The following is a 12,628-nucleotide window of genomic DNA, read 5'->3' on the forward strand; positions in this document are numbered from 1 at the left end:
GCGGCGGGTGCCGGGGCGAAGGGGTCGACGGCGTCGGCGGCCGCGTCGTCGCCGACGGGGCCGGCGGTGACCAGCTGGCCCCGCGCCTCCTCGGTGGCACGCTCGGCGGCCTCGAGGTCGCCGCCCTGTCGTTCGATCCAGATGTCGTTGAGGCGGGCCGTGAGGCGTTCGGCCAGGCGGCGTGAGTTCGAGAAGACGATGGTCGAGCGGTGCGCGGCGATCAGGTCGACGATGCCCTCTTCGACGTGGGGCCAGATGGAGCCCTGCGGCGCGGCGCCGGCGGCCGAGCCCTCGAGTGGGGCGGCGGTGCCGAGCTCGGTCATGTCGTCGACCGGGACGACGACCCGCAGGTCGAACTTCTTGTCGGCGCGGGGGTTGACGATGGTGACCGGTGCCGGGCCGGCGAGGAACCGCGCGACCTCTTCGGGCGGGCGGACGGTCGCGCTGAGCCCGATGCGCTGGGCGGGTTTCTCGAGCAGGGCGTCGAGGCGCTCGAGCGAGAGGGCCAGGTGGGCACCGCGCTTCGTCGAGGCGACGGCGTGGACCTCGTCGATGATGACCGTCTGCACGCCCTTGAGGGTCTCGCGCGCCTGCGACGTGAGCATGAGGTAGAGCGACTCGGGGGTCGTGATGAGGATGTCGGTCGGCGTGCGGGCGAGACGGCCGCGGTCGCTCGAGCTCGTGTCGCCGGAGCGCACGCCCACCGTGATGTCGGGAGCCTCGGTGCCCAGGCGTCTCGCGGTCTGGGTGATGCCCACGAGCGGTGAACGGAGGTTGCGTTCGACGTCGACGCCGAGCGCCTTGAGCGGCGAGATGTAGAGGACCCGGGTGCGGTGCAGCTTCTCGTCGGGCGGGGGTGACGAGGCCAACGAGTCGATCGACCAGAGGAACGACGCGAGCGTCTTGCCCGAACCGGTCGGCGCGATGACGAGGGCGTGGTCGCCCTGGCTGATGGCCGTCCAGGCGCCTTCTTGAGCCCGGGTCGGCGCGGCGAACGCCCCCCGGAACCACTCACGGGTCGCGGGGGAGAAGCGGTCGAGCACGTCGGTCATCGTTGCCATCCTGCTCTGCACCACCGACATTCCGCCGAGGGGCTCAGCTCAGCACGGTGGCCTCGCCTCGGCGTCCCGAGCGTGCCGCGAACGCGTCCAACGCCTCGAGGACATCGTCCGCGCGCCAGATGGTGCCCATCTTGTACTCGGCCTTCTCCTTCAGCACTCCCGATTCGACCAGCCGTCGGAGCAGGGGGTAGACGTTGCTCGGGGCGAGCGAGAGCCGGGAAGCGGCCGTCGTGGCGTCGAGGACGGGTTGGTGGACGAGCAGGTCGAGCAGGCGCCAGACCGACGAGTCGCTCCGCGCGGTGACGCGGGTCGACCAGGATGCCCGGACGTCGTGGAGCTCGTCGACGAGCGTCCGGGCGTTCGCGACTGCCCGGAGGGACGCCTCGGCCGTCAATCGCACGATGGGGTCGAGTTCACCTGCCCGGTACGCCGTCAAGGCTCGGTGGTAGGCATCGACGTCGGTCAGCAGGCCTGCCGAGACCGGCACCGTCACGGACCGCGTGACCCCCTTGGACCGCAGCATCGCCTGGGTGAGGGAGCGCCCCGTCCGACCGTTTCCGTCGGTGAACGGATGGATCGTCTCGAACTGGGCGTGCGTCACGGCCGCCTGGACGAGGACGGGCAGGTCGTCGCGTCGTGCGAATTCCAGGCAGTCGTCGAGGAGTCCGGGGACCCGCGCGCTGACCGGGGCGACGAACTCGGCACCGAGGGGGCTGGCACTGCTCCGACCGATCCAGACCTGCTCGTTCCGGAGGGCGCCCGGAGTGTGTCGTGGGTCCGCAGCCATCAGCGTGGCGTGCATCGTGAGGACGGACGCCCTGGTCAGTTCGTCCGCCAGGTCGATCGCGGCCGACATGGCGCGTGTGTTCGCCGCGATCAGGGTCGCGTTGCGCTTGCGTTCATCCCCGAGCTCGGCCGAGAACACGGATCGGGCGTTGGCGGTCAGGTTCTCGATGCGCGACGAGGCGAGGGCCTCGCTGCGGAGCAGCAGCGGGGCGAAGGCCGCCACTTCGCCGCCGAGGGTGGCATCGAAGCGAGTCAGTTCGAGAGAGGCGTCCTCGGCCAGAGCGCGGACCTCGGGCGACGGAGCGGGGTCGAGTGCGCCGATGAGGGGCGGCACCGCCGCGCGGAACACGGTCGACCCGAACGGCTCGGCACGGAATCCGGCCGTCGGGCGACCGGACGGCACCCATGCGACCTCTTCGTGGTCGAGCGGCGGCCAGGTGGCGGTCACGGCACCTCACAAGTCAGAATCCAAGCGCGTACTTTTATGACTTATCACCTCAAGTCATAATTCGCTGGCACGAGATTATGGTGTCTCCACCCGGTGTGCAACCTCGCCGACCGTGTCGGTCGCCCCGGCTACGGTGGGCGCATGCCGAACCTGCTCCACCTCGACTCGTCCGCCGACCTCACGACGAGCCGCTCCCGTGCGATCACCGCCGCGTTCGCCGACGCCTGGCGCGACCTCGGCGCCGACCACGCGGTCACCCGGCGCGACCTGCACGTCGACCCGCTGCCTCACCTGAGCGACAGCTCGTTGCACTGGCCGCCGCGGCTCCGGCAGCCGGGCGACGCCCCCGATCCCGCCCACGAGGCCCTGCAGCAGGCCCTGATCGCCGAGCTCGTCGCCGCCGACGTCGTCCTGATCGGTGCGCCGCTCTACAACTACTCGCTGCCCTCGACGCTCAAGGCCTGGGTCGACAACGTCCACCTGCCCGGCGTCACCGCGCCCTTCGACGGCGACGACCAGCAGCCGATGCTCGGACGACCCGCGGTCGTGGTGACCAGCCGCGGCGGCGCCTACGACGACGGCACGCCCACGGCCGGCTGGGACCACGCCACCCCGGTCCTCGAGATCGTCCTGGGGGCCACGCTCGGCATGCGCGTCGAGACGATCGCCACGAACCTCACGCTCAGCGACCGGCTGCCCATGCCCGAGGCCGCCCGCGAGCGAGCGACGCGCGAACTGCGAGAGGCGAAGGAGGCGGCGGTCGCCTCGGCTCGTCGCCTCGGGTGACCGTGTCGTCGCGTCGACGAGGCGGCCGTCGGGCCGGGGCCGCACGCCGCGTGAAGTCGGTCGTCGCGCGCGTGTTCGGCATGCTGGCCGCTGCTCTCGCGATCGTCGGGCTCGTCCGGCTCCTGCAGGGGCAGGCCGGGTTCGGGGCGGCGTTCCTCTTCGCGGCGTTCGTCTCGGTCGTCGTCGCCTACGCGCTGGTCCGCAGCGTGAACGCGTCGCGCCGCTGAGCCCTCGCAGTCTGGGCGGGTCGACGTGCGGCGTGGCTAGGCTCGACGGCATGCAGAGCCGCACCCTCGGAACCCGTTCACCCTTCCTCGCCGACCGTCCCGTCTCGGTCATCGGTCTCGGCACCTGGCAGCTCGGTGCCGACTGGGGCGACGTCAGCGAGAGCGACGCGCTCGACGTGCTGGGCGCCTCCGTCGAGTCCGGGGTGACCTTCTTCGACACCGCCGACGTGTACGGCGACGGGCGCAGCGAGCAGATCATCGGGCGCTTCCGTGCGTCGAACCCCGACGTGCCCCTCACTGTCGCGACGAAGATGGGCCGTCGGCTCGACCAGGTGCCGTCGAACTACGTCCGCGACAACTTCGTGGCCTGGACCGACCGTTCGCGTCGCAACCTCGGCGTCGACACGCTCGACCTGGTGCAGCTGCACTGCCCGCCCACCCCCGTCTTCGAGAGCGATGCGGTCTACGACGCCCTCGACGAGCTGGTCGAGAACGGTGCGATCCGTGCCTACGGCGTCAGCGTCGAGGAGACCGCCCAGGCCCTCACCGCCATCGCCCGACCGAACCTCGCGACCGTGCAGATCATCTTCAACGCGTTCCGTCTCAAGCCCCTCGACGAGGTGCTGCCGACCGCACGACGGGCCGGCGTCGGCATCATCGCGCGCGTCCCCCTCGCCAGCGGACTGCTGTCGGGCAAGTACACGACCGAGACGACGTTCGCCGAGAACGACCACCGCACGTACAACCGCCACGGCGAGGCCTTCGACCAGGGCGAGACCTTCAGCGGTGTCGACTTCGAGCAGGGCGTCGCCGCCGCGCAGGAGTTCGCCGCGGCCGTGCCCGACGGCGTCACCGTGCCGCAGGCCGCCCTCGCGTGGATCGTCGAGCAGCCGGGCGTCAGCACGGTCATCCCCGGAGCGCGCAACGTCGCGCAGGCCACGGCGAACGCCGCGGCCGGCAGCGTCGGCGAGCTCGACGACGGGCTCGACAGCGAGGTCGTCCGCATCTACGACCTGTACTTCCGCGAGGCCGTCCACCCCCGCTGGTAGACCGGGTGCCGGCGGGCCGGCCCGGGGTCAGCGCCCGCGCGGTGCCGACACGAGTCGGCCCAGCAGTGCGACGCCCGACCCGATGAGCAGCCCGCCGACGACGTCGGACGTCCAGTGCGCCCCCACGTGGAGGCGCGACCACGAGACCGCACCGGCCAGCGGCAACAAGGCTGCCGCGGCTCCCGGCGACTCGATCGCGACGCCCGTCACGAAGCCGGCGGCACAGGCCGCGTGGCCGGACGGGAAAGACGCGGACAGCGGCTGGCTGCGCAGACGTCGCTCGATCGGGACGTCGTCGATCAGGGGCCGGTTGCCGCCGAAGATGCGCTTGCCGACGATGTTCGCCATGGCGCTGGCGAAACCGAGCGACAGGGTGCCCCGCACCGCGGCACGACGCTGGCCGACGAGGGCGAGTCCTGCGGCGACCGCGGCCCACAAGAGTCCGTGGTCGGCGAAGTGGCTGAGGCGGCTGAGGTTGCGGTCGACGACCGGCACTCCTCGGACCGAGTTGATGCGTTTCGCGGCCCGTCGGTCGGCGCGCAGCACCCAGGCGGGCAGGACCTGACGGGGAGTCTCGGAAGGCAGTGGCAGCAGGGGCACGCGACCACCGTATCTTTCCCCGGGGGTGGTGCCGCGCCTCCTCGGTTACTGTCGTCGCTCCGCGCCGTCGACGTCACCCCCGACCGGGGTACAAGCTGGGCCGGCGCGCCCACTCCGCCGCGTACACCGGGGGCATGGCAGACAACATGTACACCCCGCAGAACCCCGTCACCCAGTACCCCCAGCCTCCGTTCGAGCACCAGCAGCAGAGCGCTCCCGGCGACGTCCACGCCATGAAGCCCGAGCCCGACCACGGCGAGACCAGCTACGTCGGCAGCGGTCGCCTCGCCGGCCGCAAGGCCCTCGTCACCGGTGCCGACAGCGGCATCGGCCGCGCGACGGCCATCGCCTTCGCCCGCGAGGGTGCCGACGTCGCGCTGAGCTACCTCGCCGAGGAGCAGTCCCAGGCCGAGGAGGTCGCCGCACTCGTCCGCGAGGCCGGTCGTACCGCCGTGCTGTTGCCCGGCGACCTGCAGGTCGAGCAGACCAACGTCGACGTCGTCGAGAAGACGGTCGCCGAGCTCGGTGGCCTCGACATCCTGGCGATCATCGCCGGCGTCATGCCGACCGTCAGCAGCATCGACGACTTCGAGACCGAGACGCTCGACCACGTCCTCAAGGCCAACATCTACCCGCTGTTCTGGTTGACCAAGGCCGCCTCGACGCACCTGAAGCCAGGGGCCTCGATCATCACGACCTCGTCGATCCAGGGCTTCCAGCCCTCGCCCGACCTCGCCGAGTACGCCGTGTCGAAGGCCGGCATCGCGAACTGGACCCGCGCCATGGCCCAGCAGCTGGCCGAACGCGGCATCCGCGTCAACGGCGTCGCGCCCGGCCCCGTCTGGACGCCGCTGCAGCCCGCCTTCGTGCCGAACGAGAAGATCGAGAGCTTCGGCTCGGAGGCCGCCTACGGCCGCCCGGGCCAGGCCGTCGAGCTCGCCCCGTCGTTCGTCTTCCTGGCGAGCCAGGAGTCGAGCTACATCAGCGGCGAGACCATCGCCGTGACGGGTGGCACGCCGATCCACTGATCACCCTCCGCCCTCGAGGACGCCGTCGAGTGGACGGGGCCCCGCGACGCCACGCGGTGCCCCGTCCGCTGGGCGGCGTCCTCGCGCGCGAGGCGGGCGAGGTGGGCGAGATGGTCGAGGTGACCCCCCAATTCGGACCGGCGGGCGTGGGTCTACCCAGTCCGCACCGGCGGGCGTGGTCCACACGGCCCGCACCTGCGGGGCAGGTCCGACAGGCCCGCACCGCCTGGCCCGAGCCGGGCTGGGCCCGGCTCAGGGGTGCCGCACGCCCTCGCCCGCGATCACGGCCCGGTACCCCTCGCGGAAGGTCGGGTACTCGAAGGTGAATCCCGTGCCGCGTAGTCGTGCGTTCGACAACCGCTTGTCGCCGCCCGCCTGACGACCCCGAGGAGGCGCGCTCGGCGGCACGGGCGACCCCAGTTCGTCGGCCACGAACGCCAGCACGTCGTCGAGCCTCGACGGCTCGTCGTCGACCCCCACGTACAGGACGTCGGTCGGCGCCGAGGTGGTGGTGAGGTGCACGATCGCGGCCGCCGCGTCGTCACGGTGGATGCGGTTCGTGTGGGGGGAGCTGCCGGCCGGCTCGGCCAGTCGCGCGTCACCGTCGCGCACCTGGGTGATGAGCTGCTCCCGGCCCGGGCCGTAGATGCCGCCGAGGCGCAGGACGATGCCGTCGGGACGACGCGCGTGCAGCAGGGCCTCGGCCTCGAGGATGACCTCGGCCGTGGGGGAGGCGCCGGTCGCCGGCGTGGTCTCGTCGACGACGCTGCCGTCGTCGACGTCGTACACGGCGGTCGACGAGACGAACAGCACCCGGGCGTCGGCGGCCCCCGCCTCGTCGAGTGCGTCGAGGACGTTCCGCAGGCCGTCGACGTAGGACGCCCGGTAGGTGTCGACGTCGCGGGATCCGGCCGACAAGGCGACGACGACGATGTCGGTGTCGGCGGGCAGCGTGGGCCGGGTGGTGCCGAGGTCGACCGACACTGCGTCGATCGCTGCGGGCAGCTTCTCGGCCGAGCGACGAAGTCCGAGGACGTGGTGCCCGAGGGCGGCGAAGCGCAGGGCCGCCTCGGTGCCGAGGTCGCCGCAGCCGGCGAGGACGACGGTCATCGGCTCGCCTCGTCACGCGAGGGCGTCGACTCGGACGCGAAGCGGTCGGTCGCCGAGATGAGCGCGTCGAGGATGCCCGGCTCGTCGAAGGCGTGGCCGGCGTCGTCGACCAGGACGAACTCGGCGTCGGGCAGGGCGGCGTGCAGGTCGAAGGCCGTCGTCGCCGGTGTGCACAGGTCGTAGCGGCCCTGCACGATGACCGTCGGGATGTGCGAGACGAGGTGTGCGTCGCGGATCAGCTGGCCCTCGTCGAGGAAGCCGCGATGGACGAAGTAGTGGTTCTCGATGCGGGCGAAGGCCAGCGCGAACGCCGGGTCGGAGTACCGCTCGACCAGGTCGGGGCGGGGCAGCAGGGTGATCGCCGAGGCCTCCCACGACGACCAGGCCACGGCGGCGGGCCCATGGACGGCGGGGTCGGGATCGGCGAGGAGTCGCGCATAGGCCTCGATCAGCCCGCCGGGGCGTCGTTCGTCGAGGGGCACCGGGGCGAGGTAGCCCTGCCACCGGTCGGGCAGGACGTTCGACGCCGCGCCCTCGTAGAACCAGTCGAGCTCGCTCTGTCGCAGGGTGAAGATGCCGCGCAGCACGAGCTCGGTGACGCGGTCGGGGTGGGTCTCGGCGTAGGCGAGAGCGAGGGTCGAGCCCCACGAGCCGCCGAACACCTGCCAGCGGTCGATGCCCAGGTGCTCGCGCAGGGTCTCGAGATCGGCCATGAGGTGGCGGGTCGTGTTCGTCGAGAGGTCGGTGCCGAACGTGCCGGCGTGGGGCGTGCTGCGACCCGCCCCGCGTTGGTCGAGCAGCACGATGCGGTACCGGTCAGGGTCGAACAGGCGGCGGTGCGCGGGTGACGACCCGCTGCCGGGCCCGCCGTGCAGGAAGACCACCGGCTTGCCGTCGGGGTCGCCGCATTCTTCCCACCAGACCTGCTGGCCGTCGCCGACGTCGAGCAGGCCGGAGTCGTGGGGTTCGATCTCGGGGTAGAGCTGGCGCATGCGGACGAGCGTAGCCGGGGGAGCCGACACCGGCAGGGGAGGCGCGGCGCCTGGGGGCGACGACCCGCGCCTCCTCGTCCGGGGAGGAGCCGTCGTCCGACGGACGGTCGCGGATGGGCTCAGAGGCGGGCGACGGTCAGGTCGTCCTCGACGCCGTCGAACCAGCGATCGAGCACGGCCCGGAACTCGGGTTCGGTCGGGTCGGCCCGTGCGAACAGGGTCATCGACGAGCGCAGCTTGAGGGCGTCGATCCCGCCCATCAGCTCGCCGGCGCTCGCGGCGTCCGCCCGGGCCGCGACGCCCGCCGCCTCGCGCAGGCGCGGGCCGAGCAGGGGGTGGGCGAGGTAGGCCCGCGCCTCGTCGAGCGATCGGATCGCGTAGGTGCGGTCCATGCCGCTGCGGCCGAGGCCGGCGATCTGCGGGAAGACGAACCACATCCAGTGTGAGGTCTTCCGCCCGCGGCGCAGCTCGGCCAGGGCCTGGTCGTGGGTGCCGCCGGCGTCCTGCGCGTCGACGTACCGTCCGAGGTCGAAGGGATCGCTCATCGCCCCGTTCTACGCGCCGCGGGTCGAGCCGTCTCCCCCCTGGCGCGGAGGCCGAGGACGGCGCTACCCTGGTCGGCTGCCCTGCCGGGCGGCGGACCACGTCCCCGCCAAGACCCCGGAGCCCCCGTGACCGACATCGTGATCGACGAGATCGTCGTGCCCGACACCCTCGAGCCCCGTTCCGACGCCGATGCCGGCCACGACGCCGACGCCCACCGCGCCGACCGCGCCGCCGCCTACGTCGAGGCCATCGGCCTCGAGAACGCCGTCCAGGCCGAGGTGCTCGGCTTCGGCGACCTCGACTTCGGCCCGGCCGAACAGCTGCCGCAGTGGCACGACCGGTTCACGCCGCGGCGGTTGTTCGTGGTGCGGTCCGGTGGTCGCATCGTCGGACAGGCCACCTACGAGACGCTCGCCGACCCGACCGTCACGACCTGCTGGCTCTGGGTCGCCGTCGCCCCCGAGCACCGCCGCCGGGGGCTCGGCACGGCCCTGCTCGACCACGTCGAGGCCGTCGCCCGCGCGGCGGACAGGACCGACGCGATCTCCTTCGTCGCGTCCGGCCAGGGCTCGCGCCCCGACCCGGGCGACCGCCTCGAGGCCTCGACCGGTCACGGATGGGTGCCCCGCGCCTCCTCGGAGGTCCGGTTCGCGCTCTCGCGCGGCTACGCGCTCGGCCAGGTCGAGCGCATCAGCCGCCTGCCCCTGCCAGTCGACGAGGAGGCGCTGGCCGCGATCCGCTCCGAGGCGCTCGCCGCGGCGGGGGACGAGTACCGCGTCCACACCTGGTCCGGCCCCACGCCTCCGCGCTGGCGGTCCGACGTCGCGGCGATGGCGACCGCGTTGAGCACCGACGCACCGATGGGCGACGTGCCGGAGCCCGAGGACGTCTGGACCGTCGATCGCCTGGTCGAGGCCGAGCAGCGACGCGCCGCGAGCGGGCGGGCCTCGCTGACCGCGGCGGCCGAGCACGTGCCGACCGGCCGACTCGTCGCGTGCTCCGACCTCGCGGTGCCCGACGACGCGTCGCGGCCCGCGATGCAGCAGATGACCCTCGTGCGGCGTGAGCACCGCGGGCACCGGCTGGGCTGGCTCGTCAAGGTCGCCAACCTGGACCGACTCGTCGTCGAGAAGCCGGGACGCCCGTCCGTGCTGACCTTCAACGCCGAGGAGAACCGGCCCATGCTCGCGGTCAACGAGGCCGTCGGGTTCGTGCCGATCGGCGTCGAGGGAGTGTGGCACCGGCTGCTGTGAGGCGGGAGGCGGGAGGCGGGAGGCGGGAGGCGGGCCTGCAGGTCGGTCGTGCCCGAGACGGGTCAGGCGACGAAGTCGGCGCTGACCTCGGCGGTGACCTCGATGTCGTCCGGGTGCAGGTCGAACGTCACGGGGCCGCCCGACGAGAACGTCGCGACGGCACGGGCCAGGCCGAACGGGCTGCCCCCACCGGGAGCGCCGGGCCGCAACCCCGGCTCGAAGACCGACTGCAGCGTCGGCCGACCGAGCCCGAGCGCCTCGGCGTAGTCGCCGGCCCGGGTGACCGCGTCGGCGATCGCGGCGACCCGCACGGCCTTCTCGACCTCGGGCCGACGGTCGTGGCTGAGCGACCACTCGATCCATTCGACGGTGACGCCCGGCTCGACGGCGACCTCGCCCACCCACGACGCCAACGCGTCGAAGTCGCTGAACCGCACGTCGACGGCGGCCCGGGTGCGGAACCGCACCACCGAGGAGGCGCGGGTCGCGTCGGCCCCGTCGCCCCGGTCGGCCGTCGCCTCGGTCTCGACCGCGACCGTGACGCTCTGTGCGCTCCACCAGGTGGCGGCCTCCTGGCGGCGCCAGGCCGTGGCCTGTTCCGTGAGGCGGGAGTGCACCGCCGCGGTGTCGCGGACGACCGCCTCGCGGTCGTCGCCGTCGAAGCCCACGGTGAGGTGGACGACGCCGCGCTCGGCACGGTGGCGGTGGGTGGCGGAACCGGACACCGAGAGCGTCGCCATCGCGCGCCTCCTTCGTTCGTCGGGTGGTGCGGGGCCGGGTGGGGCCCGGTGGTCAGTCGGCGGAGGCGGCCTCGTCGGCCACCACGGAGGCACCGCCGTCGCCCACCGGCGCGGCGGTGACGCGACCGATGAACGCGTTGAGGTCGTCGAGTTCTTCTTGCGAGATGCCGTGGGCCAGCCCGGGGTAGACGGTCTGCTCGGCGTCGGCGTGCGTCTCGAGCCAGGCGGACGTGCGCTCGACGGCGTCGGCGGGGATGACCTGGTCGACGTCACCGCGACCGTAGAAGACGGCGGGGCGGGCGGCAGTGACGGCGTCGTCGCGTGCGGCCGCGCGCTCGAGCGTGGCGTCGTCGCCCGCGGCGGGGACCACGAACCCGGCGAGCACGGCCGCGAACGCGAACCGCTCGGGCGCGTGACGGAGCAGCTGCAGCGAGAGCGACCCGCCCTGCGAGAACCCGAGCAGGCTGACGAACGGATGGTGCGCCCCGAGCGAGTCGAGCCAGGCGAGCACGGCCTCGGCCGCGTCGTCGACGGCGCCCGGATCGGGTGCGCCGGGAGTCGACAGCGGGTACCAGGAGAACCCGTCGCCGTGGGGCAGCGGTGCCCGCAGCGACGCGACCACGAACTGCTGCGGCAGGTAGGGGGCGAGCGCGATCAGGTCGCCCTCGTGCGAGCCCACGCCGTGCAGCAACACGAGCAGGGGACGCCCGTCACGCTCGGCCTCGACGGCGGACCACTGGACGAGGGACGGGTCGATCTGCACCATGGGCCGAGCCTAGCGACGGGTGCCGACATCGGGGCCGGTGCTGTTCGCCCGTAGCGTCACGTCACGCGATCGGGCCCCCGAGCCGGTAAGAATGGCCCATGAGCTCCGTGCGGACACCCGACCCCGACCCCAATCCCGGCTGGCTCTCGGAGGACGAGCTCTTCCAGGCGCGTCAGCACCTGCCGATCCTCTACGTCGAGGCCGTGCCCGTGCGGACCGACGGCCTCGGGGTCGTGACCGAGGTCGGGGTGCTGCTCCGCGCCTCCGACGAGGGGTCGATCTCGCGCATGCTCGTGTCGGGCCGGGTGATGTACGGCGAGAGCCTGCGCACCGCGCTGTTCCGCCACCTCGAGAAAGACCTGGGGCCGATGGCCTTCCCCCAGCTGCCGCCGTCTCCGGTGCCGTTCCAGGTCGCCGAGTACTTCCCGCTGCCCGGTTCGTCGGTCTACACCGACCCGCGTCAGCACGCGGTGTCGCTGGCCTACGTGGTGCCCGTCACGGGCACGTGCGACCCGCGGCAGGACGCCCTCGAGCTCACCTGGCTGACGCCGCACCAGGCCGCCTCCGACGAGGTCGCCGCCGAGATGGAGGGCGGGCGCGGCACCCTGCTGCGCAGCGCCCTCGCCTCCGTCGGCGCCCTGCACTAGCGGCGCTCGCAACACCCCCGATGCGGCGTGACACCCTCGGATCTCGGGGTGTCTCGTCGGTTCGGGGGTGTCGCCTGACACCTCTCCACAGGCGAGGAGGCGCGGGCCGCGTCCCTGACGGCGCTCGGCCAGGCTGGACCGATGCGCGACACGTCAGGCCTGCTCATCCGTCGTTCCCGGCTCGTCGACGACGGCGTGGATGCCTCCTCCATCGAGCGGGACGCGCGACGTGGCCTCGCGGTGAGGCTCGCCGCCGGCGTGTACGTCCGGACGGACGACTGGCGGTCGCTCGGCCCGGCGTCGCAGCACACCGCCCGCGTGCACGCGGTGCTGCCCCGGCTCGGACCGGACGCCGTCGTCGCCCACGAGTCCGCCCTCGCCATTCGGGGGTTTCCGCTGCTGGGCGAGTGGCCTCGAAGGGTGCACGTCGTGGCACGTCAGCGCGCTCGTGACAAGGTGACCGGGTCCGTCCACCAGCACGCGGCGCCCCTCGGCGACGGCGAGATCGACACGGTCGACGTCGTCCGTCGGGTGCGTGGCGCGCTCGACGCCGAACTGCCCCTGCTGTTCACCCTGCGGACCGAGCCCG

At 72.9% G+C, this 12,628-nt stretch carries 14 protein-coding genes and 1 pseudogene; 7 read left to right on the forward strand and 8 right to left on the reverse strand.

Features of this window, described 5'->3' with window-relative positions; genetic code table 11:
* The coding region (locus IFT36_RS12450) for a DEAD/DEAH box helicase (RefSeq protein WP_200413281.1) at positions 1 to 1,052 on the reverse strand (1,052 nt) is incomplete at its 3' end.
* Positions 1,053 to 1,095: 43 nt separating this feature from the next.
* Positions 1,096 to 2,295 carry a Fic family protein gene (locus IFT36_RS16555; RefSeq protein WP_056043780.1) on the reverse strand — a complete coding sequence of 400 codons (1,200 nt, stop codon included), beginning with the start codon at positions 2,293 to 2,295 and terminating at the stop codon, positions 1,096 to 1,098.
* Positions 2,296 to 2,436: 141 nt separating this feature from the next.
* Between IFT36_RS16555 and IFT36_RS12460 the strand changes: the two genes are divergently transcribed.
* From IFT36_RS12460 to IFT36_RS12470, 3 genes are read left to right on the forward strand one after another with little or no spacing between them, the layout of a single operon-like run.
* On the forward strand, positions 2,437 to 3,081 hold the full coding sequence (locus IFT36_RS12460; protein ID WP_159827935.1) for an FMN-dependent NADH-azoreductase: 645 nt from the start codon (positions 2,437 to 2,439) through the stop codon (positions 3,079 to 3,081).
* Between the two features lie 50 nt (positions 3,082 to 3,131).
* Entirely contained in the window at positions 3,132 to 3,308 is a 177-nt protein-coding gene (locus tag IFT36_RS12465) for a hypothetical protein (protein ID WP_157485182.1), read from the forward strand.
* Between the two features lie 50 nt (positions 3,309 to 3,358).
* Positions 3,359 to 4,357, forward strand: coding sequence for an aldo/keto reductase (locus tag IFT36_RS12470; RefSeq protein ID WP_200413282.1), 999 nt, complete (start codon positions 3,359 to 3,361; stop codon positions 4,355 to 4,357).
* 27 nt (positions 4,358 to 4,384) lie between these two features.
* Here the strand turns inward: IFT36_RS12470 and IFT36_RS12475 are convergent, their stop codons facing one another.
* The gene (locus tag IFT36_RS12475) at positions 4,385 to 4,957 is read right to left on the reverse strand and encodes a phosphatase PAP2 family protein (protein ID WP_056043774.1); all 573 of its coding nucleotides are present in this window, start codon (positions 4,955 to 4,957) and stop codon (positions 4,385 to 4,387) included.
* A 134-nt stretch (positions 4,958 to 5,091) separates the two neighbouring features.
* On the opposite strand from IFT36_RS12475, the gene IFT36_RS12480 reads away from it, so the two are divergent.
* Complete coding sequence (locus IFT36_RS12480) at positions 5,092 to 5,985, forward strand: SDR family oxidoreductase (RefSeq protein WP_123571344.1); 894 nt, start codon at positions 5,092 to 5,094, stop codon at positions 5,983 to 5,985.
* 252 nt (positions 5,986 to 6,237) lie between these two features.
* On the opposite strand, the gene IFT36_RS12485 is transcribed toward IFT36_RS12480, so the two are convergent.
* From IFT36_RS12485 to IFT36_RS12495, 3 genes are all read right to left on the reverse strand, one after another.
* Complete coding sequence (locus IFT36_RS12485; RefSeq protein WP_200413283.1) at positions 6,238 to 7,095, reverse strand: NAD(P)H-binding protein; 858 nt, start codon at positions 7,093 to 7,095, stop codon at positions 6,238 to 6,240.
* Complete coding sequence (pip, locus tag IFT36_RS12490) at positions 7,092 to 8,087, reverse strand: prolyl aminopeptidase (protein ID WP_200413284.1); 996 nt, start codon at positions 8,085 to 8,087, stop codon at positions 7,092 to 7,094. Before pip ends, IFT36_RS12485 begins: the two co-directional genes overlap by 4 nt.
* Positions 8,088 to 8,206: 119 nt before the next feature.
* The gene (locus IFT36_RS12495) at positions 8,207 to 8,632 is read right to left on the reverse strand and encodes a DUF1810 domain-containing protein (protein ID WP_200413285.1); all 426 of its coding nucleotides are present in this window, start codon (positions 8,630 to 8,632) and stop codon (positions 8,207 to 8,209) included.
* Positions 8,633 to 8,758: 126 nt separating this feature from the next.
* On the opposite strand from IFT36_RS12495, the gene IFT36_RS12500 reads away from it, so the two are divergent.
* The gene (locus tag IFT36_RS12500) at positions 8,759 to 9,886 is read left to right on the forward strand and encodes a GNAT family N-acetyltransferase (RefSeq protein WP_200413286.1); all 1,128 of its coding nucleotides are present in this window, start codon (positions 8,759 to 8,761) and stop codon (positions 9,884 to 9,886) included.
* Between the two features lie 62 nt (positions 9,887 to 9,948).
* Here the strand turns inward: IFT36_RS12500 and IFT36_RS12505 are convergent, their stop codons facing one another.
* The gene (locus IFT36_RS12505; RefSeq protein WP_200413287.1) at positions 9,949 to 10,626 is read right to left on the reverse strand and encodes an SIMPL domain-containing protein; all 678 of its coding nucleotides are present in this window, start codon (positions 10,624 to 10,626) and stop codon (positions 9,949 to 9,951) included.
* 52 nt (positions 10,627 to 10,678) lie between these two features.
* Complete coding sequence (locus tag IFT36_RS12510; protein WP_200413288.1) at positions 10,679 to 11,392, reverse strand: alpha/beta hydrolase; 714 nt, start codon at positions 11,390 to 11,392, stop codon at positions 10,679 to 10,681.
* A 98-nt stretch (positions 11,393 to 11,490) separates the two neighbouring features.
* Between IFT36_RS12510 and IFT36_RS12515 the strand changes: the two genes are divergently transcribed.
* Positions 11,491 to 12,039 carry an NUDIX hydrolase family protein gene (locus tag IFT36_RS12515; protein WP_056043756.1) on the forward strand — a complete coding sequence of 183 codons (549 nt, stop codon included), beginning with the start codon at positions 11,491 to 11,493 and terminating at the stop codon, positions 12,037 to 12,039.
* Positions 12,040 to 12,180: 141 nt separating this feature from the next.
* A pseudogene (locus IFT36_RS12520) lies at positions 12,181 to 12,628 on the forward strand (hypothetical protein); the annotation flags it as partial.

It is taken from the genome of Frigoribacterium sp. CFBP 13605, assembly GCF_014839405.1.
Taxonomy (GTDB): domain Bacteria; phylum Actinomycetota; class Actinomycetes; order Actinomycetales; family Microbacteriaceae; genus Frigoribacterium.

Coding starts and splice junctions, on each gene's coding strand:
- IFT36_RS12460 (WP_159827935.1), top strand. CDS start 2,437: ATGCCGAACCTGCTCCACCTCGACTCGTCCGCCGACCTCACGACGAGC.
- IFT36_RS12470 (WP_200413282.1), top strand. CDS start 3,359: ATGCAGAGCCGCACCCTCGGAACCCGTTCACCCTTCCTCGCCGACCGT.
- IFT36_RS12480 (WP_123571344.1), top strand. CDS start 5,092: ATGGCAGACAACATGTACACCCCGCAGAACCCCGTCACCCAGTACCCC.
- IFT36_RS12485 (WP_200413283.1), bottom strand. CDS start 7,095: ATGACCGTCGTCCTCGCCGGCTGCGGCGACCTCGGCACCGAGGCGGCC.
- pip (WP_200413284.1), bottom strand. CDS start 8,087: ATGCGCCAGCTCTACCCCGAGATCGAACCCCACGACTCCGGCCTGCTC.
- IFT36_RS12495 (WP_200413285.1), bottom strand. CDS start 8,632: ATGAGCGATCCCTTCGACCTCGGACGGTACGTCGACGCGCAGGACGCC.
- IFT36_RS12505 (WP_200413287.1), bottom strand. CDS start 10,626: ATGGCGACGCTCTCGGTGTCCGGTTCCGCCACCCACCGCCACCGTGCC.
- IFT36_RS12510 (WP_200413288.1), bottom strand. CDS start 11,392: ATGGTGCAGATCGACCCGTCCCTCGTCCAGTGGTCCGCCGTCGAGGCC.
- IFT36_RS12515 (WP_056043756.1), top strand. CDS start 11,491: ATGAGCTCCGTGCGGACACCCGACCCCGACCCCAATCCCGGCTGGCTC.